Source organism: Schlesneria sp. (genome assembly GCF_036405755.1).
Lineage (GTDB): Bacteria > Planctomycetota > Planctomycetia > Planctomycetales > Planctomycetaceae > Schlesneria > Schlesneria sphaerica.
Genome location: NZ_DASWWZ010000385.1, coordinates 13,437 through 36,767 on the forward strand (window position 1 = coordinate 13,437; position 23,331 = coordinate 36,767).

The following is a 23,331-nucleotide window of genomic DNA, read 5'->3' on the forward strand; positions in this document are numbered from 1 at the left end:
GGCCCCAAGAACACATCGAATTTCGGCTTCCCATCGTAAACGATTTACAACGTGAGATTTCAGTCGTTTACCCTCCCAACCGTAACCATCTGGAGCTGGATTTTACGTTGTTTGGTCTCCGTTTGTTTGTAAAAAAGCAGCAGGACGTGGCGAAACTTGGCTTGCGAAATGCTACTTGCCGTATGACACTGTTGCGGTAATGATTCAGATGAGTGTTGCCACGGGAAGCCGTTGACCGTCGTCCGCGACCGGTCGGGAGTGAATGTTTGAGAACCATGAACGTGTTGCGCCGCAAGCCACAATCGAAGTGTCCGCTCTACTTGAAAGAGGAAGAGCAGGAAGGCCTGCGTGCAGCGGGTCGATTTAACGCCGAGTTGATGGACCATGTTCGTCCTCTCGTCAAGGCAGGCGTCACGACTCTGGAACTCGACAAGATCGTGTATGAGTACACGATGGATCATGGCCACATTCCCGCCTGTCTCGGCTACAAGAATTACCCGAACAGCCTCTGCGCCAGCGTGAACGAAGTCGTCTGCCACGGCATCCCCAACAAAATGCCGCTGCGCGACGGCGATATCGTGAACATCGATCTCACCACCATCGTCGATGGCTGGCACGGGGATTCCTCCGAAACGTTCCTGATTGGAAACGTCTCGCAGGAAGCCCGACGTCTGGTGCAGGTCACTTTTGATTCCATGTACCTGGGAATTCAGGCGATCCAGCCTTTTGGCAAGATCAGCGACATCGGTCATGCGATTGAACGATTCGCTCGCGCTAATGGTCTGGCAGTCGTACAGGAATACCAGGGCCACGGGCTCGGACGAGAATTCCACCAGGAACCCGGAGTTCCTCATTACGTTCCGCGATCGGGTGCACCCCAGGTTGTCATCGAGCCTGGCATGTGCTTCACCGTCGAGCCGATGCTGAACCTCGGCACGTGGCGAACCATGCTCGACACGCGCGACAAATGGACCGTCCGAACCATGGATCTCTCTTTGTCCGCTCAGTTCGAACACACGCTGCTGATTACCGAATCCGGTCCGGAAATCCTGACTCAGACCAAGAACGGCCCCCAGGTCGGCCACAAGTTCTAACTCTCGATTGATCAGTCAGGACTTGCAGTCTCAGTGAACGACTGCGAGTCCACGTCTGATTCCACGCCCCCAGTTCTGTTCAAGACAGACACTGACGTTCGGCACGATGGATGGCGCTACCCGTAGCTGTCTGTTTTCCAAGGTGGATTTTCTCTGCTCATTAAGAGCACATCCCCGGGTGGCGCAAGCCCACGAACCCCAATGCCCCTCCATTTCGCCTCCCGTTTCGTCGTAGGGTTCCTTCGGACAGTTTTTCTGGAACCACGTGAGCCTCAGCCAGCGTCCAGTCACGCATCCTGACGAATCAATGTGAACAGGAGATTGGGGAAGAAAAGAGAGCTCAAGTCTTCCCTCACCGCTGTGTGAAAGCCAGAAATCCGGGACGGGACGTCGGTTCCTCAAACTACACCGCTGACACCAGCGTCACGTCGAAAATCAAAATACTGTTCGCCGGGATGTTCGTGCGTGAGCCCGTTCCATAGGCCAGGGAAGACGGAATCAGCAGTCGAGCGGAGGTCCCCACCGGCAAACGCTTGAACGCTTCGTCCCACCCTTTGATCACCGTGCCCGCTCCGAGGACAAACGAGAACCCGGTCGTCGTGTTGGAGTCAAACTGGGTTCCCTGCGTTCCATCCGAATTCAGCACATACCCGGTGTAAGTAGCCTTCACCGTCTGACCGTTCGTCGGAACTTCGCCCCCCCCGGCTGTCGTAATCACATAGGTCAGGCCAGTAGCGGTTCTTGTGGCGGTCAGGTTGTTCGCGGTCAGATAGCTGTCGATGATGAACTGTTCATTCGTGACCGTCCCCGTCCCCGACAGCTTATTCCCATTCACGTCATAACTGGTTGCGGTGACGGTCGTCGTTCTGGCCGTCAGGGGAGCCCCCGACAGATTCAATGACCATTTGCCAGCGGAGGGAGACGTCAATTGTGAATCGGTCCCCAGTTTGTACGTCTTTCCGTTGACCGCCACAGTCAGTACGGGCGACTTCACGGAATCATACGTCCCGGTGATGATGGGAGTGTTCGTGGCGGCCGCCAGCGGTGTCACCGTCGGCGGTGTGAACGTTGCCGACAATTGAGTCACGTTCACGTTCCTCAATCGTGGTGATTCCGCGTTCACAACCGAATTCGAGGCCTGATAAATCGTCGTCTGATATCGCCGAAGACCGATCACTGTTTGTGAACTGTTAAATCGATTCGGCCCTTCGGGAGACCCATACATTCCGATGACGCTGTCACCTCCCATTCGCAACGTCACGGCACCGTCGTAGGTGCTGGCAATCGTCTTGAAGGAACTGTTTCGTCCAAACTGACGGGAATTCAGGGACCCGGAGATCGTCGAGTGGTCGATCACGAGCTGGCTGACCGTATCCCGAACATTCCCCTCAACCGTACTCCGGTCCAGATCCAGCAGGTCACCGCTGCGGAAGCCCAATTCCGCCGAAAGGTTGTTCCGGACTGTCGATTGGACAATGTTCACCGAGTCGTTACCCCGGCCGCCACGAATCGAGATTGAATCGGCGATGACCTTCGTCAGATTCAGGGAATTGTCCCCTCGTGCGTGACCAAAATTCACCGACAGCGACTTCAGACTGGCCGTTCCGTCCCCTGTCACAGAGACCGTATTGCCGCGGGAATGCAGGTGCATCGAAATCGAAACCGGCTGGGTAATGGCCGCCGTGTAGGTGGAGACCTTCTGACCAGCGACCTCAAACTGCGTCCCGTTCGTCCCGGTCAGCGTCACCTGAGTTGCGGTGAAGGTGATCTGAAAGGCATCCCCGTCCTGGGCAGACCGTCCCGCCTGATCCACCAGCCTGATCGCTCCGTCTTCGACCGTGACATGAATCAGGTTTGTCAGCAGACGACGTGATTCCAGCACTTCGAGGTGAGAGATGAGTGCCCCGGAGGCGGCTCCGTATGAGGGCCCGCGGGAACTCGACCGACGCGCCGCTCGAGGACCGGTCCGGCCTTGCCACCAACTCAACAGCTTTTCCGTCCAGTCTTGCTTCATCGCTGAATCTCTGATGTCGAAACCTAAACCGGCCACCGAACACGTGGTGAGAGTTTGCCTACTCTACGGTATCGTTATACCTGAACAAAATGGACTGCGATCGATCGACAGCCTGGAGCGATGCGGGAAGTTCGTCGAGAGTCCCGAATATACCGATTTTTCCCGAAAAATGATGCTTCCGCCGTCAATCTCGGGCCGCCCAATCCGTTCAAGGTGATGGAAATGGACGCAGGCGTCACTTGAGCAAAGGAACAGTGACACTGTTTCGCGGCCAAAGACGATCTATTAAATTCGTTCCTCTCAGCAGTGACCCATCCCGACTCCCTAGCAGGCAAAGCGGCCATTACGTGTCCACACAGATGAAATACAGAAGCGCTCAGTGGTTTGGTGGACGCGAGGAACTGGCATTTCAAAACCGATCTGCTCTGCGAGCCATGGGTCTCAACCCGGACGATTATCTCGGCAAACCGGTGATCGGTCTCGCCAACAGCTGGAGTGAGCTGAACAACTGCAACGGCAACCTGCGTGACGTGGCCGATGCGGTGAAAAGGGGCGTGCTGCTGGAAGGGGGATTGCCGCTGGAGTTTCCCACGATTTCTCTGGGTGAGGAATTCATGAAGCCATCGGCGATGCTCTATCGCAACCTGATGGCCATGGACGTCGAAGAAACGTTGCGCGCCAACCCCATCGACGGTGTCGTGCTGCTGTGCAATTGTGACAAGACCACCCCCGCCCAGTTGATGGCCGCCGCCAGTGCCGACCTCCCCGCGATTCAGATCAATGGTGGGCCGCGAGCGATTGGTCATTGGAGAGGCAACTCCGTTGGTTCCGGGACGGACCTGTGGAAGTATTCGGACGACCGGCGTGCCGGACGGCTGTCTCTGGAAGAATGGCACGAGATCGAAGCCAGCTACGGCTGCGGTGTCGGGGCCTGCAATACGATGGGGACGGCGTCCACGATGACATCCCTCTCCGAAGCCTTGGGAATGATGTTGCCCGGCACGGCCTCGATCCCCGCGACCGACGCGCGACGACTTCAGGCAGCGACAGCAACAGGGCGCCGGATCGTGCAGCTCGTCCGCGAAGACCTGCGTCCATCGCGCATTCTGACACCAAAGGCCTTTGACAATGCGATCCGGACACTGCTCGCTCTGGGTGGATCGACAAATGCAATCGTCCACCTGATTGCGATGGCCGGACGTCGCGGAATTCGACTGCCGCTGGAACGATTCGACGAACTCTCGAAGTCGACCCCGTTCCTGGTCAACCTGATGCCATCGGGAAGCCACCTGATGGACGCCTTCGATTCGGCGGGTGGAGTCTCGGCCGTGCTTGCTGAAATCCGTTCCCTGTTGCATCTCGATGAAATGACCGTCAGCGGCCGAACTCTGGGAGAAAACATTGCCCGTTCCCGCAGTTTCGATCGCAAGGTGATCGTTTCCGCAGAGCAGCCCCTCCTTTCCGGTGGATCTCTCGCGGTGTTGAAGGGCAACCTCGCCCCCAACGGAGCCATCATCAAGGCCTCTGCCGCCTCGCCGCACCTTCTGAAGCATGTCGGCCCGGCACTCGTCTTCCGTGATTACGAAGATATGCTCAACCGGATCGATGCTCCGGACCTGCCGGTGACGGGTGACAGTGTGCTGGTACTCCAGAACGCAGGCCCGAAAGGAGTTCCCGGATTCCCGGAGTGGGGTTCGATTCCTGTCCCCAGCAAGCTGCTGCAGGCGGGCATCGCCGATCTCGTCCGGATCAGCGATTCTCGCATGAGTGGCACTGCGTTTGGAACCGTTGTGCTGCATGTCACGCCCGAAGCGGCTATGGGAGGAAATCTGGCACTGGTCCAGGATGGTGATCTGATCCAGCTCGATGTCGCCGGACGGAGCCTAGAACTGCTCGTCGATGCTGCCGAGCTCGAACGGCGACGAGCCGCCTGGAAAGCCCCCACGTCCAGGCATCTGCGAGGCTACCCCAAACTGTATATTGACCACGTTCTCCAGGCAGACAAAGGATGTGACTTCGACTTCCTGCGTCCCGAATCCGAAGCGGCCCTGGAGTTCATTCACCCTCTTGTCGGCCGGTCCTGATCCCTGCGCCTCATCCGGGCTTACAACACCCGTAGTGTCCCCTCCGTACTGGAGGTGGCACCCACATCAATACGGCAGGGAGTTCGGACTCGTCCCCGCCACTGACATTCACCGTAGAGCCAAGACGCGAGCGACCCTTCTATGACTGTCCCTGCTGGGAATGCCACTCCTGCAGGGCTGCCCGAACCTGATCGGGTGAGGCCGTGCCGGTGGTGCCCAATTGCTGGACCGTAATGGAGGCAACCAGGTTGGCGACCAATGCCGCTTCGGCGGCCGTCGCACCGCTGCACAAGGACATCACCGCACCGGCCGATGCACTATCCCCCGCCCCCGTTGGATCGATTGGCCCGCGCACTTTCACACCCGGTACCAGCGTGACTTCCGGATCACTCACCCAGATCCCCCGCTCACCATAGGTGACAAACACAGTGGCCTGGTTTTCCGTTCGCAACTGGGGAACGAGCCGGCGGAGTTCCTCAGCCGAAACTTCTTCTCCCACAGCCGGATTCAGCCGATGCACCGCCTCGAACTGATTCGCTTTGATCATCGTATTGCGGAAGGATCGAATGAACCGACGGCTGTCAGCCCAGAAGATGACATTGCTGAATCGTCGAGCCAATTCGGCGACGCGGTCCCGCAATCGCGTTGTCACGACACCGCAATCTGCGATTTCGACCTGGTCCATAATCAGCAGAGCGTCCACCTGCGGAAGGACGCGTTCCAGTTCGGCGGCGATGCGATCGACGATGGCCTGCGGGGTCGGAACGCGGTTCTTGGTGTCGTATCTCGAATGTTCTCCCTCAAGTCCCGCGACATTCTGATCATGAGGCTTAAGGTACGTCGGCGTCATCAGTTCAGGACATCGCAACAGACCGTCGGTCGAACAGCCGATCTGATTCAATCCTTTGCACAGATCAAACGCTTCTCCATCGTCGCCGACGGCACCAATCGCATGCAGTTGAGTCGCACCGAGTGCCGCCAGATTGTTGACAACGGTTCCCGCAGCACCAGGCGATCGTCGAATTGCCAAAACCTGATGAGCGACCCGGCCCGTTTCCAGACTCGGTTCCGCCAGCTCGGGTGAGACCTCGAGGTACTTGTCCAAAAAGAAGTCACCCAGCACAGCAATTCGATGTCGAGGAAACTGCGTCAATAGTTCGTCGAGGCGTTGAGAATGCATTCAATTTTCCGTGCGTAAAGGCGACTTAACTTCGTGTTAAACCGATCACCCGACCAAGGACAGACACCTCGGAATCAGGCTGCTGCGCGAGTCTCCCTAGCGTGGACTCGTCGTCGCAGGCATGCACTCGATGTCCGTCGCTGAGGGCGGGAAGCGAGAAGTCTAGCGCAAGTTCACGACGAGTGCAAAAGAGAATATTGATCTGACGCGCCAGGGTACTTGACGAATCAGAAGTTTCAGATCGTCACGTCAACAGCCATCGTCCCAGGTTGAAATAGCAGAGCAGCGTGACCACGTCGCTCAGCGCGAGAGCGATGGGTCCCGACGCCAGTTGCGGATCCCGGCGGAACAGGCGCAAGACGTAGGGGATTGCGAGTCCCACTCCTGCGGAGGTCACCACTCCTCCGACAATCCCCAGAAAGAGACTGACGGCGACGACCAGATTTCCCTTCCAGATCAGCGCCACGGCCCCAACCGTCAGGCCGCAGGCCACCCCCAGCAGAAGCCCCACCAGCAGTTCCAGACCGACCAGTCGAATAAACGTCGTCCACTTCGGGGGGTGTGCATGCAGCGCCTGCAGAGCCAGACTGACCGACTGAATACTGACGCTCTCGGCCAGCGCGGTCACGAGTGCAATAAATGGGGCCACGACAACCAATGTCGAAACATCGTCATACGCATCGGCGATCAGCGCCGACAGCATTCCGCCCAGGACGTTACACAGCAACCAGGGGAACCGCCCCATGAAGGCCAGTCGCGCGTTTCCTTGAGCGGCCTCTGAAAGATGAACCCCGATCAGCTGGAACAGATCGTCGCTATCCTGCCGCCGTTCAATCTCACGGATTTCTTCCGTATACAGGTCAACGTCAACAATCCCGACCACCTTCTGCTCAGCGTCGACGACCGGAAAGGCGAGCAGCTTATGCTGAGTAAAGAACTCGCACGCCTCGAGCACACTGGCGGTGGAAGGAATGGCCACTGTATGAGGCGACATGACGGCACCGATTGTGGTCTCGGGTGAGCTCAGCAGCAGCTTCCGTGTCGTGACCACTCCCTGCAGACGATACTGGTCGTCGACGACGTAGAAATAAATAATTCGTCCCACGTCCTGCCGTGATCGAATCAACTCCAGCGATGCCGCAATCGTCTGATCCATTCGCAACAGCGTCGAAGCGGGACGCATATGCAAAGTGACGGGGTCATTCAGCACGTCTTTGACATGGCTGAACTGTTTTCCGTTCTCAGTCGAGTTTCCGTTCTCAGTCGAGCAAACCGACGTTGCGTGGTCTTCGACTGCCGGTGTCGGCTGCGGAATGATGTCCGCGACATTTGCGGAGTTTGTTTCGTCCGCAGAGGCGGGACTCACCGACGTTACGTCAGATTTTATTTCCGCAGCGAGGCCTGCCGATTCCGCAGGACGAGCCGACTCGGGGAGGTCGGTCGGGGTGAATTCTTCTGGCGACTTGGCTCCCGTCATTGGCAGTCCTCCAATCTTTCAGTCCTTGTTGGAATGAACTTCATCATGAGCGCAATCGCTGAGATCTCACCTCCGGAGACGGAAACAAGGAAATGCAGCACACACTCGACAGGGTGATGGTTTACTTGAAGCAGGAATCCGGCCGCGGCGGATTCGCGAATTCCGCGATCCGATTTGGCCAGTCAACCAGGCAATACTTCAATGCGATTTGACTTTGGGCGTTCGCATGATATGGACTGTCCAGTTCGAGTGGTAGGGACGATTTCCAGACTTGTGGAAACGACTTCAACGCTTTGCCAGGAGATCGCGCATCTCGTGCTCCCGATCGAGAACTGACGGGCTCTGTCCCGTCATCGTCTCGTGGCAGGAATGAACGAGCAGTAGTGACGGACCTTTGCAATTCGTAAGATGCGACCATCGGCAGACAGCCGGATTCGATCACCAGTGAGGTTTCATGATGCGCGCTGTAGTTCTGAGCGAACGGGGTTTGGAAGTCGTGGATCGTCCGATCCCATCCCCGCAAAAGGGTGAGATTCTCGTCCGTGTCATCAAAGCCGGCCTGTGTGAGACCGACCTGCAACTGGTCCAAGGCTACATGGGCTATCAGGGGATTCTCGGCCACGAGTTTGTCGGAATTGCCGAATCGGGACGGTTCCAGGGGCAGCGGGTCGTGGGTGAAATCAATTGTGCCTGCGGCGAGTGTGCAACCTGCAAACAGGGGATCCCCACACATTGCCCGCACCGGAGCGTGCTGGGAATCTTGAACCATGATGGTGCCTTCGCCGAATATGTCGCCGTCCCCGAACATAATCTGCATCTCGTCCCAGAGCATGTTTCCACCGAACACGCAGTCTTTGTCGAACCTCTCGCCGCCGCTTTTCAGATTCTCGATCAGATTTCCGTGAACCAAAGCCATACCGTCATCGTTCTCGGCGATGGACGATTAGGAAATCTCTGCTCGCAGGTGCTTGCTCAGACGGGCTGCCGATTGACCACCGTCGGAAAGCATCCGCAAAAGCTGAAGCTACTGTCCGATCGTGGGATCACCACGGCACTCGTCAGTGAAATCGAAATGGCCCGGCAGGCCGACTTCGTCGTCGACTGCACCGGTTCGGCGACGGGGTTCGAGACAGCACTCAAGCTGTTGAAACCTCGTGGCACACTGGTGCTGAAAACGACAGTGGCAGGAACCCAGCAACTCTCGCTTGCTCCATTAGTCATTGATGAAATCACGGTTGTTGGATCGCGATGTGGTCCGTTTCCCCCTGCGATCCGAGCCCTCGCTGAACAGCGGATCGATGTCGAATCGCTCATCGATGCCACCTATCCACTAAACGAATCGCTCGCCGCTTTTGAACGAGCACGCACCCGCCCCACACTGAAACTGCTGCTCGACCCCTCAAAGTAACGTGGTGCAGCACCGACGGGGATGGAATGGCCTCAGGCGAGACCGCAATGAAAGACGTCCTACCTGAATCCCGCGGACTGCCCTCGACGGCGAAGACCCCGCTACCGACCGCGACACCACGCCCCCCGTTCCATCTGCGACGAATTCTGCCCTTCCTGGCGCTGGTGCTTTTCGTCCGCGTCACGGTCGGCATCCTGCTCAATTATCCCGATTACTTTCCCCCCAACTTCGATTCTGATTTTCTGCTGGGTCGTCAGTCCTACTTCTTCGGCAGCTACCAATGGGCCTTCTATGCGCATCTGATTTCTGGCCCGGTGACACTGATCCTTGGACTGATCCTCATCAGCGACCGGTTCCGCAGGCGCTGGCCGAAATGGCATCGCACGCTCGGAAGAATCCAGTGTCTATTCATCCTGCTCGTTCTCGCCCCAAGTGGATTATGGATGGCGCAGTACGTTGACTTGGGCCTGGTCCCCACAGCGGGCTTTTCCGTACTGGCACTGCTGACCGGACTATCCGCCGCGATGGGTTGGCGATCCGCCGTCCAGAGCAGATTTGTATCGCATCGATGGTGGATGTCGCGTTGTTTTGTGCTCCTCTGCTCAGCGATCGTGCTTCGGCTCGTCGCCGGTTTCGCTTCGCTCATTCGTTACGAACAGGAGTGGATCTATGTTTCGTCGGCATGGACAAGCTGGCTGCTCCCACTCGCCCTGTACGAACTCTTCCCATGGAAACAATCGATGAAGGGGTGATGCGAACAGGACAGCGCAACAGGTGGACCGTCGGGGCGAGTACCCAACCCAGCTTAGAACTCACCGATGCGTTCTCCCCCACTGACAGTGATGAGGCCTTGTAGAGTTTCGAACGGCATATTGATACTGACCAGCCTCACAGAGCCATCCGCGAAAAGGACATGGCCACCTCCCACGTGTGAAACCTTCGCCGTGTTCCACACAGACTGCAGTAACCGTTCATCGGCATCGGATGGTGCCATCCAATTCACAGATTCACTGAGGGGAACCACAGCAACCAGAACTGTATTCGACGCGCCGTCTTTGATGTCTTCAAGCCTGCAGGAATCGATGGGCCGTAAGGCGCTCGTCGGTGTCACCACCGCCAGATAAGTGGTCGAAGCCTCTTTCGAGGAACCGAATGGGCACTTGTAGCCGCTGACAACCGTTTGACGCGCCGTTTCGTTGACCGAGTCATTCCATGGCTTGGAGAGGTCGATCGACTCGTAGAGTTCCTGCTGATCGAGGTAGGGTAAAATCAAAGTGCGCCAACTATGCAGAGGTCGCCCCTCGCCATCCACGATGTACGCGGGTGGGAAGGTGAAGTAGGTGTCATGGTATTTGTGGAGTGCAAGCGCAATCTGTTTGAGATTATTCCTGCATACAGTTCGACGTCCGGCTTCGCGTCCGCGTGAGACGTCCGGTAACATCGAAATCGCAAAGAGGCTCACGACGGCCAGAACGAGTAGGACCGGCCAATGTTTGAGCATTCTGATTTCCTTCTGAAAGTCCATTCTCTGATGTCGACACGCAGGCCGGGTTGCCATGCGACGTCGATCGTCGCTACCCCATAGCCTCAATGAGGTAGGTCGTGAACTGGATGGCTCAGAAATCTCTGACGATTTCTTTCCCATCCACAGTCACCAAAGCGCGAACCTGATCGTACGGCGTCTTGTTTTCCAGGAGTCGAACAGAGCCATCTACAAGTGCAATGTGTCCTCCTCTGTTATGGGGCTTTTTTTTGGTCTGTACCAACTCCCGCACGACCTTTTCATCCGCATCCACCGGTGACATCCAGTGAACGGCTTGGTCGGATGGAACTTCAATCACGATCAACGTCGTGGCCATCCCATCCGTAACATCCCCGAGCGAGCAGGACTGTCCAGGCCGCATGACGCTGTATGGAGTCACCACTGCCAGATAGGTCGTATTTGTCAACTTTTCTACGGGGGCAGATGGGCATCGATAGACCGGCGCGGGTGTTTCACACGCTTCGGCGTTGACTGGGTCGTTCCATGGCTTGGAGAGATCAATCTTGTCGTAGAGTGGTTGTTGATCAAGGTAGGGGAGAAGCAGCGTCCGCCAGCTGTGCAGCGGGTTCCCCTCCTGATCCACCGTATACGCGGGAGGAAAGGAGTTGTACTTGTCGTGGTAGTTGTGCAGCGCCAGGCCGATTGCCTTCAGATTGTTCTTACATTGTGTTCGTCGCGCAGGTTCCCTACCTCGGCGAGTCGCTGGCCATAGCACCACTACGACAAGTCCAATAACAAGCGTCGCTACAACGTATTCAAGAAACCTGCTCATGCTGGCTTTTCTCCAGATCTCACCAATTATTCAATCAGCTCCGTTTTCTCAGCGTGAAACGCATCAGAACCCGCCGGCCGCATCGTGACCATCCACCGTCACCAACGCGCGAAGCTGATCGAAGGGAGTCTTATAATCAAGGTTCCGAACCGAGCCATCCGCAAGCAAGATAGCAGCCCCCTTGGCAGAACGTGACTTTGTGGCGCTTGCCAGCTGGCGTAATGTTTCATCGTCGGCGTCGACTGGAGACATCCAGTCCCCCATTTGGTCAGATGGGACTTCAATGAGCATCAGAGTCATCGAAGCCCCATCGGTCAAATCCACAAGTTTGCACGACTGCACCGGTCGTAATGCGCTCTCAGGGGTCACCATTGCCAGGAAGGGAGTTCTAGTTGAATCTTCAGCCCCCCACGGGCTTTGATACACACGGACGGCGGTTTTGCGGGCCGGTTCGTTAGCTGGGTCGTTCCAGGGTTTGGCGAGATCGATCGAATCGTAAAGTTTCTGCTCGTCAAGATACGGCAGAATCAGTGTCCGCCAACTGTGCAGCGGCTTCCCTTCGGCATCCACTGTGTACGCAGGGGGGAAGACGCCGTAAGTCCCCTGGTAATTGTGCAGGGCCAATCCAAGTTGTTTCAGGCGACAGTGACTTTGGCTTTGACGAGCGGCCTGTCGTGCGGCTTGAACAGCGGGGATCAGCATGGCAGCCAGTCCGGATAGGACCAGCAAAATCACTCCGACGATCTTGAGCCGCTTCATGATGATTTCCTGGTACGGGTCTGGTTCGACAGTCTCTGGATACACGATTGATCGAAGAGGCTTCAGATATCTTCCGACTCGATACTGACACCGTCAATAGACATTCCGTCTTCGTTATAACTGATTCGCTTAGGACTCAGACTGAAATTTGTGTTGTGGTATTTCCGCAGATTGCGACAGCCACGTGTCGGAATGGCGACCTGCCGGGAAAAGCCATTCTTGGACTAACCACGTTGGGTTTGCGTGGAACCTGACTCAGGGCGATATGTTTCCTGTTAGTCGCGTCTCCATCAGGATGCTGACGATTGCATTCGGACGATTGGCCTGACACGATGTGTTATCGAATGGCAACATCGAAGTCCCCCCTGTAAGACGATCGCTCAACTTATGACGGTGCTGATCGACCTCGTAGAAATCACGAAATACTATGGCCGATTTCGGGCATTGGATCGTGTTTCGCTGCAAATTCAGGCGGGGATTACCGGCCTGTTGGGTCCGAACGGCGCGGGTAAGACCACACTGATCAAGGTGCTGCTGGGACTGGTTCGCACGACCAGTGGCCACGGACGCTTTCTCGACTTCGAACTTGGCCGCCAGTCGCGTCAGATTCGCAGTCTGGTCGGTTACATGCCCGAAGATGATTGCTTTCTGTACGGCATGACGGGGATCGAGAGCGTTCAGTTTGTCGCCCAGCTTTCGCAGATCCCGGCCATCGAAGCCTTGCGACGGGCCCACGAAACACTCGATTTCTGCGGTCTGGCGCAGGAGCGTTATCGAACCGTCGAGACGTACTCCACGGGGATGCGGCAGAAACTTCGATTCGCACAGGCGATCGTTCATGATCCTCCAATCCTCATCCTGGATGAGCCGACTTCGGGACTCGATCCTGAGGAACGACTGGTGATGCTCAACCGCATCCGACTGCTTGCAAAAGACAAAGGAAAAGGGGTCCTGCTCTGTACTCATATTCTTCCTGACGTCCAGTCGATCAGCGATTCTGTCGTGATCCTCGCGGGGGGACGGGTACAAGTTTCCCAGACATTGACGGAGCTAAGTCGCGCAACCATTCCCGCACTGGAACTGCGACTCGCCGGTCCCTCTGAGGTGATGGTGGAACGATTTCGCGAACGGGGCATCGAGGTTTCACAACCCGCACATGGGCATCTCGTACTGAAAGGAAATCCGGACGAACTCACACAGACCGCCTGGCAGGTGGCGACGGAATGCGGCGTGGGAGTTCGATCCATGACCCCCGCGCGCAACACTCTGGAAGAAATCTTCCTGAATGCCATACGAGGAGAGTCGTAGGATGTCCGCAAGTACCGACAATGAAGCCCCGACGTCACCTTCACCAGAAGTTGGTGCCGCCCCCTCGCATCGATCTGGGGTGGGTGCCGGACGGGGAGTCCACCACCTTGGTTACCGAGGGTGGTCGGGCGTCCGGACATCGGGGTGGAGTCGCTGGATGGTGATTTCGCAAGTCGGCGTCCAACGGGCCTGGCAAAGTCAATGGCTGAAGCGGATGTTGTTCTTCGCATGGCTGCCTGCGGTCTGGTTTGGGTTTGGTTTCTTTCTCTGGGAGCAGGCGACGCAATATCCCGAATGGCAGCAGCTTCTGCGGCAGTTGCTCCGCAATTTCCCCCCCTCCCCGCCCATTGACGTGATCCAGGAAGCCGTACGGAGCGATGACCTGACGGAAAGTCGTCATCTGTTCTGGGCCGGGTTACTCCAGATGTTCTTTCGTTATCCACAGGCCGTCCTGATGGTCCTGGTCGTGGGTCTGATCGCTCCACCGCTGATCTCGCAGGACATCCGCTCGCGCGCATTCCTGCTGTACTTCTCACGCCCTCTCACCCGCAGCGAGTACGTGCTGGGGAAGATGGGAAGCCTCTGGACATTCCTCTGCCTCATTTCAGGCGTTCCCGCGCTCGTCCTCTACTTCATCGGAGTCATGCTGTCTCCCAGTATCAGTGTCGTCTTGACGACCTGGGATCTGCCTCTCCGCATCATCGGCGCCACGCTAGTCCTCATTCTTCCGACATCGGCGCTGGCACTCTGTATTTCCTCCCTGACGAAAGAAAGCCGGTACGCAGGATTCGCCTGGTTCGCAGTCTGGATCCTGGGCTGGTTTACCTACGGGGCGGTCACGTCTGCAGAAGGATTCAACGCTCAACAGGCAGCGAGGCATCAGCAGTTCCCCTTTCCCGAGGCCGCTGTCCCGAGTGAATCCGCCTGGACTCACCTGTCGCTCTATCACACCTTGGGTCGCGTCCAGAGCTGGGTGTTCGGCTTTGATCAGTTCGAGGATGTCGTGGCCTCGATTGCAATCCTGGTCCTGTTAACGAGCATCTCGCTCGGCGTCACGTACTATCGAATTTCGGCACCGATGCGTGTGTAAGCAGCTGATTGTCGAGGCATCGTCTATCACCAGCCGTCATGACCTTTCCCACTTGTTCCTGTTGACGACAACCCGTGTATGATCGAACTTCACAACGTCACAAAACTGTATGGCAAGGTCATCGGAGTCAATGATTTCACGTTGACGCTGGAGCCTGGTGCCTATGGCCTGCTGGGCCCGAATGGTTCGGGGAAGTCCACCCTGCTGAACCTGATTACGGGCCAACTCCGTCCCACACTGGGAACTGTCCGGGTGATGGGTCGTTCTCCCCGCAACAACGTTCAATTGTTCCGTCAGCTCGGTTACTGTCCCGGCGGCGAAGGAATGTACTCAGACGTCTCGGGCTATGAATGGGTCCGTTATCTGCAGCAGTTGCAGGGTATGTCCGCTCATGCGGCTAAGTCGGCGGCGGAAACCGCGTTGGAACTGGTCGGTATGACCTACGCCATGCACCGCCCGATTTCCAGCTACTCACGAGGCATGCGGCAGCGGACCAAGCTGGCACAGGCCATCGCGCATGATCCCGAGTTCCTGATTCTGGATGAACCGTTCAACGGCCTGGACCCGATCGGCCGGCACGAGCTGACGCTGGTTTTAAAGGACTGGATTGGCCAGGGGAAAAGCCTGCTGTTTGCCAGCCACCTGCTTCATGAAATTGAATCCATCACTGATTCCTTTCTATTGATCTGCGGCGGTCGCCTGCTCGCATCCGGCACGGCCGAAGAGGTCCATGCCATGATGGTCGGCCTGCCCAACCAGATCTCGTTTCAGTGTCCTGAACCGCATCGTCTGGCATCGCGATTCATTGAAGAACGCGTTGCCGATTCCGTCCGCATCACGGGTGATACCCTCGTCATTTCGACCAAAACTCCGGACCCAATCTATCAGAACCTGCCGCGCTGGCTTGATGCATGGGGCCTGCAGGTGTTGGAAATGCGGTCGGCGGATGATTCCCTGCAGTCTTTGTTTAACTCTCTCATGAAGATGCACCGGGGTGAACTCTAATGGGCAACGTCGGTGCAGTGTTTCTGTTCGAATGGAAGCGGGCCTTTACGTGGCAGCGAATGCTCTGGTGGTGGGTACTGGCCCTGTTTCCGGTGTTCATCGTCGGACTGGTCGTCTTCACCGTGGAAAGAGACGCAGACGTTCCAGGCGTTTCGGATGACATGTGGGTGGAACTTTGCGTCTGGCTGCTGTTTGCTCTTGTTCCCATGCTCGTGGCGATGCTGGGAACGCTCCTCTGGGCGACTCCTGCCGTTTCAGCGGAACTGGAACGACGGAGCTGGGTCTATCTGGCGGTACGTCCTCACGGCGGAACGGCTGTTCTCTTAGGGAAATACCTCGCATCTGTGACTTGGGTCATTCCCCCCGCCATTCTCGGCCTCACAGTCTCAGTCCTACTGTGTCAGTTCGCCCAGGCGGAGCAGGCGCTTCAAGTCTGGTGGACGATGGTCCGACTGATCCTGCTTTCCGCCCCGGCCTATGCAGCCATTTATCTCCTTCTCGGCGTTGTGATGCCCCGTCGCGCGATGGTCCTTGCCGTGGCCTACACCCTGATTTTTGAACTGATTATCAGCTTCGTTCCCGCGGTGATTAATAAATTCACCGTCCAGTATCGTCTGCGCTCCCTCGCCGCCGAATGGTGTCAGGTCTCGCTCGCCCGACGGGATTCCCCCGCGATGCAGACATTAATCGGCAGTGAGCCCCCGTGGCAGCACGTCGGTATCCTGATCCTTTTTACCACCCTGCTGGTTGCCGGCTCGGTTGTTCTACTGCGTGCCTGCGAGTTTTCGTCGGCCGCCGAATCCGACATGTAGACTCATCGAACTGCCCGACATCAAGAGCCAAGTCCCCCCGTCGGGGGCGAACTCATGCACCGAACCGCTTCCACCCGCTTGCTGCGGGAGGTGGCTTACTTTATTCACCGGTCGGTATTCGCCTCTCAATCGTCGCCGAAAATCAGGTTGAGAACATTGGAAGGGACCGTCAAATCCTCACTGGAGGAACTCCCCTCTGACGAAGCGACATTCTGCCAGTTCAACAGATCAGTGATCAGGTCCGTCATTGTCGGGTATCGATCCTGTTTCTTCTTGGCCACCATACGGCAGAAGATGACATCAATCTGAGCAGGAACGTCGCCACGGACCGCGCGAATCGACGGAATCGGGGCATCGCGATGTTCCAGCAGTCTGGCCATCAGCGTGGCCGCTTCATACATCGGCTTGCCAGTCAGCAGGTAGTACAGTGTCGCACCCAGACTATAAATATCAGAAGTATGGTCAGCGCTGCGGGAATCGATCGCCTGTTCGGGCGACATGAAATCCACCGTCCCGACAAGACTACCAGCCTGAGTAATGCCGGCGGTCTCCGCGACAGGCATCGCTGAATCGCTGGAATCGTGAAACCGGGCCAAACCCATGTCCAGGATTTTGACAATTCCGTGAGCGTCGAGTAACAGGTTGGCCGGCTTGATATCGCGATGGACAATTCCCTGATGGTGTGCATGCTCCAGCCCCCTGGCCACTTGCAGCACGCAGTCCAGTGCCCGTTCAATCGTCATCGCCCCCGACGACTTGACGCAGGCGGCCAGGTCTTCACCTTCGACAAATTCCATGGCCAGAAACGGGATCCCGTCGATCTCGTCCGCGTCGAACGCAGCGACGATATTCGGGTGACTCAGTTTCGCGGCCGCTTCCGCCTCACGCAGGAATCGCTTGACGACGTTCGAACTCTGAAGGGCTGTTTGAGACAGAACTTTCACCGCCACAATTCGCTTCATCCGGCGATGCTGGGCCTTGTAGACTTTTCCCATGCCACCGGAACCGATTTTCTCGAGCAGGACATAATTCCCGAGAATCAACGGGGCGGGGTTTTCGGCATACAAACGGTTCGCCTGGAACGGCGTCAGCTTTTTCAGCCGAACGAGTTCGCGTGCCAGAGCCAGCGCGTCGTGCGATCGCTTGGTCGAGGGAATCTGTGCTTCGAGTTCCAGGAGTTCTTCTGGCGACAGAATCCCACTGTCGCTCAGGTGCTGCAGGAACCCATCCACTGAGACTGACATTCAAGTCCCCACAACCCATCGATCCCTGTTAATCCATGTCGCAGACGCAGCGGTCTTTCCGGCGTCACATGGTACCCGACGTTTGGCGGGTCAGAATAGCCTCAAAGTGACACGACGGACAAGCCGATTGTTCGGCGATTGCCCACAATTCACCTCGCATTTGGAAACAAGTCGACCGGTGAGACGTTAACCTGACGGCCTGCCCCCACAACGGGGCGTTTCCACAGGCAAAGTCTGGTTTCCAAAAGGAGAGCGTGCCAACTCCCCCCTTCGACGAGCCACGATTGCCGGGAGTTCCCGCAGGTTTTTTAAAACGTCCCCGCCGGCCAAAGTTCGTCGAGCCGCCCGTTGGGACAGCGGCACCGGTTCGTCAGCCCCGGCCACCCCACATCCAGAGACCCGCAGCGACAAGCCCCGCAAGTCCCGCCAGCCCCAGCACAACCAGCAATCCGACACGGACGCGGGTTGCCCAGCGTGCTGCCGATTCCTTCGCGGGATGAGTATATCGCAGAGCCAGCGACGGCCCTACGATGATCTTGTCACCCAGTTTCAGCCGGTGTTCCTGGATTAGTGCCCCATTCACGCGGGTTCCGTTGCGACTGTTCAGATCAATCAGGGTCCAGGCGGTTCCGTCAAATCGCAACTCGCAGTGTCTTCCTGAGACCGCGTTATCCTGAATTTGCAGATCACAGTCCCCGCGACGCCCAATCACGAAGGGGTCCTTCACGAGTGGAATCGCTGCCCCCCCGGTGAACGGCTGGAGGACCATGCCGGAATTGATGGCTTTCATCGAACTGGCGTCGGAATGAGCCACGCTTTCGATCTTTTGCTTCATCGTGATGGAAGGGGGTTTTTCAAACCGAAATCCACCCCGACGAATCACGGACGGTCCCGCCGGGGCCGAGGGATTCGCCTCCTGCGGCAATGCGGCTGTTGTCGAACTGGCAACCGAACTTCCCGCCGTCAGCTTGGCTGTGGAACTTGCCGCCCCCGAGGCTGATCGCTGCCGCTTCTGGAGTTCGGCCAGCTTTTCTTCCGCCCCCCGATTTCGCTCTGCCAGGATTCGGCTGAAATTGAATTCCACCGGTAACGTCTTGGAGAACGGCGCCAAAGCATGGGCGACCTCGGCCGCCGAAGCGAAACGGTCCGCGGGATTCTTGGCCAGCATTTTCGCAACGAGATCACCCACCTCCCGGGGGATGGCAGGCACCATATCGCTGACGTGGCGAGGGATCACCGACTGGTGCCCTTTCAGGACTTCCGATGTCCGCGAGTAAGGAAAGGGGGTATCCCCCGTCAGCGACGCAAACAATGTGCAGCCCAGACTATAGATATCGGATCGAGCATCCGCGGTCAGACTGTCGAGTGCCTGCTCTGGCGAGGTATAAGCCGCCGTCCCGACGCATTCGTGCCCGAAAATCATCGCCATCGAGAACTCGTCCCCGTCCTCGCCATCCTTTTTCATCGAGAGACCGAAGTCGAGGATTTTGGTCAGTCCGTTGTGGTCAACCAGAAGATTCTGGGGTTTGATGTCCCGATGAACGAAACCGGCCCGGTGGACATGATGCAGTCCGTTGGCGGCTTGTCGTGCGATGTCGCAGGCCTGCTGCCAGGGAAGCCGACTCCGTTCGCGCATTCGCAGCAGTTCCAGCAGACTGGGGCCTTCCACAAACTCCATGATCATGTAGGGCAAGCCACCCGCGTTGCCTGATTCGTATGTCCGCACGATGTTCTCGTGCTTGAACCGCTGCCCCGCACGGACTTCCTGTTCAAAACGCGCCAGCAGCCCTCGATCCTGCTTCAACTGGTCCAGCAGGACCTTCAGTGCGAACGTCTGACCGGTACTGACGCTCTGGGCGCGATAAACCCAGCCCATCCCGCCGATCCCGAGAAGATCCAGCAGTTTATAGTCATCAAAGAAGAAACCGCGGGAACGCCCCTCGAGAAGTCGATCCGCCTGATAACGGGTAATCAGACCACGCTGGACCAGTTTCTTCGCGGCAAGAGCGTCCGTATCGACCCCTTCGCCCGCAAGTTCATCAGCGACAGCCTTCACTTCTTGAGGGGTGAGCAGTCGGCTTTTGGTGAGTTGGAGCCAGAAGGATTCAACAGCTTGTGATGTCGCCATGATCCGCGCGCTCTGGCAGGAATACCTCGAAAATGCCACAAAAAGTATTCTTGTGACGCTCAGGGAGTTGGTCAACAATTCAATACGGACGTCACAGAATTATCGGTAAAAATTCTCACGTGCCAGACAGGAATCCCGATTTCAGGCTGAAGGTACCACTTCCCAAACTCGTCGTTTCTCTTACAGTCACTGCCGCAGTTGAAGCGACCAAATGACGTTTTTTCGCGGTGAAGGACTCAGAACAGTTTACCTCACACGGGCCAGTCACGAGACCAGTTTCTCAAGCTAATTGGCGAAGGCTTTAAATTTGTTCCAGATCCACCAGCCCCCAAATCCGGCCCCGATGAGCGACAGCACGATGATCCCCTCAAGGGCAAAAAAGAAGTAAGAGAACGGCCGGCTTGACTGCTGAATGGCCGTCAGCACGGTTGCCGCTTCCGCCCGAACGGCCGAACTTTCGTCCGATTTCTGAATCCGCAGCAGTTCTGCGGCGAGTGAGCGTGACTGCGAGGCGTGAGCGGACAGGGTTCGCAGCGACGCAAGCTGCAGATCGATATGAGGTAACGACGCACAGTCACTCAGTCTGGAGATCGTATCAGGACTAAGCGAGGGAAACTTGGCCAATGAACTGGCGGCGACCACCCGCACACCCGGTTCACCGTGATCCAGCAGTGACACCCAGTTTTGTTCCGCCTGTCGCAATTGCCGAGCGGATTGCATCCAGCCATAAGCCAGAAACAGGCACATCAGCGAAGCGACACCCGCAATTCCCCAGGGAATCCGACTCGAGACCGTCGCTTCGGGAGCGACCGCCCGTTTCGATGACGCGGGTGAGGACTTCGCCTTGATCATCTTGACCGGGGGCTGCTTACCAGAGCCAAACAGGCTCGGTTCGACGGCAACCATCTTACGGCCGGGAAGCAGAATCTCGTGCAGGCGACGATTCACTTCTGCCGCCGTGGCAGGCCGCTGAGCCGGATCCTTCGCAAGCAGTTCACACACCAGTTGATCGAGTTCCAACGGGCAGTTCAGCACGATCGCCGCCACGTGGGGGACAGGGTCCTTCAGATGCCGCTGCATCACCTCGGCCGCGGTCTCTCCGCTATAGGGTGTTCGGCCCGAAAGCATCTCAAAGATCACGCAGCCCAGACCATACAGATCAACCCGATTTGTGACCGGCCCCCCCCGAATCTGCTCAGGAGACATATAGAGAATTGTCCCCACCGTGCGCCCCGACGCCGTCAGCCGTCCCTGAGAAACAATCGAGGCCAGTCCAAAGTCACTCAGCTTCAATTGCCCTGATTTCGTCATCAGGAAGTTCGCCGGCTTCACGTCGCGGTGCGTCACCCCTTTTTCATGGGCATACTGCAGCGCATCGCACATCTGAATGGCATAATCGACGGCGTTTTCCCAGCCGAGAGCCCCCTTCTCGAGCAGATAGTCGGAAAGCGTCCCGCCGGGAACGTATTCCATTGCGTAGAATCGTTGTTTGCTCTCACAACTCCCGCCGAAGCAATGCACGATGTTGGGGTGCGAAAGCTGCTTCAAAACATCCAGTTCGCGTTCGAACCGGGCAAAAACGGTCGCGTTTGCCGTGATATCGTTGGGAATGAGCTTCACGGCAACTTGTCGATTGTTGCCGACGTAGCGCGCACGGTAGACAACACCCATGCCCCCTTCGCCAAGCTTATCGAGCAGCTCAAATGGCCAGATCCACTGCGGTTCCATGATCCACGACTCCCCCTGGAAGACACTCCCGTGGCCATTATATCAGGGAGTGAACGTGGAAGGATTCTCGCACGTGGCGTCCGTTTTGGCGATCCACAAAGATTTTACCGATTCCGCAAGGGAACAGCTCCGGCCCCTTCACAGGTGCCTCGAAGCCCTTTCTAGCGCCAATCATCATTCGCAGGGGTCAGCGACTTGGATGCGGACGCACCGGAAACGGGTAATGACTTCAGTTCGGCATCTTCCTGATGCGCTGCCATCTTTGTCACGGCGATCGACTCGCCGATCCCGATCTTTTCCCCTGCACCCGCGTAAAGCTCCCGTGCCTCAGGAAGCAGCTTGACCAGCGCCTGCTCACGTCGTTCGTCACTGGGGTGCGTCGACATAAACTCTGATGGCTGCTGGCCTTTGTGGCTGGCGGCGAACCTGGACCAGAACTGAGGAGCTTCGGAGGGGTCGTAACCCGCTTTCGACATCAGCATCACGCCGATGTGGTCTGCTTCCAGTTCCTGCTTGCGGCTGAAGGGGAGCACCGCGCCATATTGGGTCCCGACGCCGTAGGCCTGCTGGATCATCTGCTGGCGTTTTTCGTCCTGATTCTTTGTGGCGTAGGAAAGCAGCATCTGCCCCCCCTGGACGACGTAATTTTGTGTCATCCGTTCGCCGCCATGTCGAGCGAGTGCATGTCCAATCTCGTGCGACATCACGACCGCCAGTCCGGCTTCGTTCTCGCAGATCGGCAGGATTCCTTCGTGAATCGCCACCTTCCCCCCGGGCAGGCAGAAGGCATTCTGCTCGGGCGTGGCGAGAACTTTGAATTCCCATTCGTAATCAGAACGGTCAGAAATCTGCGCAATCCGATGGCCCACTCGATTGACCATGTCGATGTAGTGCTGATTCGTCGACAGGCTCTCTTTCTTCACGACCTCTTCATAGGCCGAGAGTCCCATGGAAACTTCCTGCGTTTCGGGGATCGCGAGCAGTTGACCACGTCCGGTAATCGGTGCATGACGACAGCCGCAACACCAGACAGCCAGAGAACTGGCGATCATGGTCCGACGCGTAATGATTTGCTGATGAAAACTCATGCCAGACAACTCGCTGAAAATGTGACAATTCCGTACCGTTTGTATCGGCCAGAACTTCAGTCCAGACAAGTCGAGCCTGCTGCCGCAGTGTCCGCTATCCCGCGCAGGTTCTCTCATTTGAGCGAATTTCGGGTTACCAAAAATCGGATCCGGCAAAATATTCCGCTGAAACAGGCTCAGGAACCAATTTTGACGAACTTCAGAAAGTTGAGCGTCCCGGATCAGTTGCGAAACTGAATCAAATGGGTATGATCCTCGTCCCCCATGACATGCTCGTCACCGAGCTTATGGTCGGCTGGGTAGCTCAGTTGGTAGAGCACAGGACTGAAAATCCTGGTGTCGCCGGTTCGATCCCGGCCCCAGCCACTTTTTTATTTCCATAGGCCTGCAATTGCGTCAGGCCGTTTGGCCGCCCGATTGGGTCCATCAGTAAGGCTTTGTTCCTGCTGAATGTTGACATCGGTGTCAGGCTCAGCCCCCCTCCCCTCTCCGTGCGAAGTCGTGCCGGACCTCTGTTGTTCACTCTACGCGGCAAGTTATCCGGCCCACAGATTCTGGCTTGTTGGCATGACAGTGGTCAGACCGTCCTGGTGGGAC

Annotated in this window: 18 protein-coding genes and 1 tRNA gene; 9 read left to right on the plus strand and 10 right to left on the minus strand. The window is 57.2% G+C overall.

Going from position 1 to position 23,331, the window contains the following annotated elements; translation table 11 throughout:
• The first annotated feature begins 275 nt into the window (after positions 1-275).
• The gene (map, locus tag VGE80_RS13360) at positions 276-1,094 is read left to right on the plus strand and encodes a type I methionyl aminopeptidase (protein WP_373653861.1); all 819 of its coding nucleotides are present in this window, start codon (positions 276-278) and stop codon (positions 1,092-1,094) included.
• Positions 1,095-1,497: 403 nt separating this feature from the next.
• Here the strand turns inward: map and VGE80_RS13365 are convergent, their stop codons facing one another.
• A complete protein-coding gene (locus VGE80_RS13365) occupies positions 1,498-3,108 on the minus strand; it encodes an FKBP-type peptidyl-prolyl cis-trans isomerase (RefSeq protein WP_440593020.1) in 1,611 nt (536 codons plus the stop codon).
• A 359-nt stretch (positions 3,109-3,467) separates the two neighbouring features.
• Between VGE80_RS13365 and VGE80_RS13370 the strand changes: the two genes are divergently transcribed.
• Positions 3,468-5,192, plus strand: coding sequence for an IlvD/Edd family dehydratase (locus tag VGE80_RS13370; RefSeq protein WP_440593021.1), 1,725 nt, complete (start codon positions 3,468-3,470; stop codon positions 5,190-5,192).
• A gap of 139 nt (positions 5,193-5,331) precedes the next feature.
• On the opposite strand, the gene VGE80_RS13375 is transcribed toward VGE80_RS13370, so the two are convergent.
• Both VGE80_RS13375 and VGE80_RS13380 read right to left on the minus strand, forming a co-directional pair.
• Entirely contained in the window at positions 5,332-6,372 is a 1,041-nt protein-coding gene (locus tag VGE80_RS13375) for a bifunctional heptose 7-phosphate kinase/heptose 1-phosphate adenyltransferase (RefSeq protein ID WP_373650633.1), read from the minus strand.
• Between the two features lie 244 nt (positions 6,373-6,616).
• The gene (locus VGE80_RS13380; RefSeq protein ID WP_440593022.1) at positions 6,617-7,849 is read right to left on the minus strand and encodes a magnesium transporter; all 1,233 of its coding nucleotides are present in this window, start codon (positions 7,847-7,849) and stop codon (positions 6,617-6,619) included.
• A gap of 454 nt (positions 7,850-8,303) precedes the next feature.
• Between VGE80_RS13380 and VGE80_RS13385 the strand changes: the two genes are divergently transcribed.
• Both VGE80_RS13385 and VGE80_RS13390 read left to right on the plus strand, forming a co-directional pair.
• Complete coding sequence (locus VGE80_RS13385) at positions 8,304-9,257, plus strand: MDR/zinc-dependent alcohol dehydrogenase-like family protein (protein WP_440593023.1); 954 nt, start codon at positions 8,304-8,306, stop codon at positions 9,255-9,257.
• A gap of 47 nt (positions 9,258-9,304) precedes the next feature.
• Positions 9,305-10,009: a DUF2306 domain-containing protein gene (locus VGE80_RS13390; RefSeq protein ID WP_440593024.1), complete on the plus strand. Its 705-nt coding sequence runs from the start codon at positions 9,305-9,307 to the stop codon at positions 10,007-10,009.
• A 53-nt stretch (positions 10,010-10,062) separates the two neighbouring features.
• Here the strand turns inward: VGE80_RS13390 and VGE80_RS13395 are convergent, their stop codons facing one another.
• The 3 genes from VGE80_RS13395 to VGE80_RS13405 all read right to left on the minus strand — a co-directional run bounded on the left by VGE80_RS13395 (position 10,063) and on the right by VGE80_RS13405 (position 12,331).
• Positions 10,063-10,758, minus strand: a complete 696-nt coding sequence (locus VGE80_RS13395; RefSeq protein ID WP_440593025.1) for a DUF1559 domain-containing protein — start codon at positions 10,756-10,758, stop codon at positions 10,063-10,065.
• A 115-nt stretch (positions 10,759-10,873) separates the two neighbouring features.
• Positions 10,874-11,572 (minus strand): DUF1559 domain-containing protein, encoded by a 699-nt coding sequence (locus tag VGE80_RS13400; RefSeq protein WP_440593026.1) that lies wholly within the window; start codon positions 11,570-11,572, stop codon positions 10,874-10,876.
• A gap of 63 nt (positions 11,573-11,635) precedes the next feature.
• On the minus strand, positions 11,636-12,331 hold the full coding sequence (locus VGE80_RS13405) for a DUF1559 family PulG-like putative transporter (protein WP_440593027.1): 696 nt from the start codon (positions 12,329-12,331) through the stop codon (positions 11,636-11,638).
• Between the two features lie 387 nt (positions 12,332-12,718).
• Between VGE80_RS13405 and VGE80_RS13410 the strand changes: the two genes are divergently transcribed.
• The 4 genes from VGE80_RS13410 to VGE80_RS13425 all read left to right on the plus strand — a co-directional run bounded on the left by VGE80_RS13410 (position 12,719) and on the right by VGE80_RS13425 (position 16,546).
• The gene (locus VGE80_RS13410; RefSeq protein WP_440593028.1) at positions 12,719-13,639 is read left to right on the plus strand and encodes an ABC transporter ATP-binding protein; all 921 of its coding nucleotides are present in this window, start codon (positions 12,719-12,721) and stop codon (positions 13,637-13,639) included.
• A 1-nt stretch (position 13,640) separates the two neighbouring features.
• Complete coding sequence (locus VGE80_RS13415; protein ID WP_440593029.1) at positions 13,641-14,729, plus strand: ABC transporter permease; 1,089 nt, start codon at positions 13,641-13,643, stop codon at positions 14,727-14,729.
• Positions 14,730-14,807: 78 nt separating this feature from the next.
• Positions 14,808-15,734: an ABC transporter ATP-binding protein gene (locus VGE80_RS13420; protein ID WP_373650624.1), complete on the plus strand. Its 927-nt coding sequence runs from the start codon at positions 14,808-14,810 to the stop codon at positions 15,732-15,734.
• Positions 15,734-16,546: an ABC transporter permease gene (locus VGE80_RS13425; RefSeq protein WP_397571281.1), complete on the plus strand. Its 813-nt coding sequence runs from the start codon at positions 15,734-15,736 to the stop codon at positions 16,544-16,546. The genes VGE80_RS13420 and VGE80_RS13425 overlap by 1 nt, the downstream gene beginning before the upstream one ends.
• 125 nt (positions 16,547-16,671) lie before the next feature.
• Here VGE80_RS13425 and VGE80_RS13430 read toward each other — a convergent pair whose 3' ends face one another.
• From VGE80_RS13430 to VGE80_RS13445, 4 genes are all read right to left on the minus strand, one after another.
• A complete protein-coding gene (locus VGE80_RS13430; protein ID WP_397571282.1) occupies positions 16,672-17,790 on the minus strand; it encodes a serine/threonine protein kinase in 1,119 nt (372 codons plus the stop codon).
• 370 nt (positions 17,791-18,160) lie between these two features.
• Positions 18,161-19,918 (minus strand): protein kinase domain-containing protein, encoded by a 1,758-nt coding sequence (locus tag VGE80_RS13435; RefSeq protein ID WP_440593030.1) that lies wholly within the window; start codon positions 19,916-19,918, stop codon positions 18,161-18,163.
• A gap of 285 nt (positions 19,919-20,203) precedes the next feature.
• Positions 20,204-21,646 (minus strand): serine/threonine protein kinase, encoded by a 1,443-nt coding sequence (locus tag VGE80_RS13440; protein WP_373650620.1) that lies wholly within the window; start codon positions 21,644-21,646, stop codon positions 20,204-20,206.
• Between the two features lie 161 nt (positions 21,647-21,807).
• Positions 21,808-22,734 carry a M48 family metallopeptidase gene (locus VGE80_RS13445; RefSeq protein WP_440593031.1) on the minus strand — a complete coding sequence of 309 codons (927 nt, stop codon included), beginning with the start codon at positions 22,732-22,734 and terminating at the stop codon, positions 21,808-21,810.
• A gap of 293 nt (positions 22,735-23,027) precedes the next feature.
• On the opposite strand from VGE80_RS13445, the gene VGE80_RS13450 reads away from it, so the two are divergent.
• Positions 23,028-23,100, plus strand: a tRNA-Phe gene (locus tag VGE80_RS13450).
• Positions 23,101-23,331 lie beyond the last annotated feature (231 nt).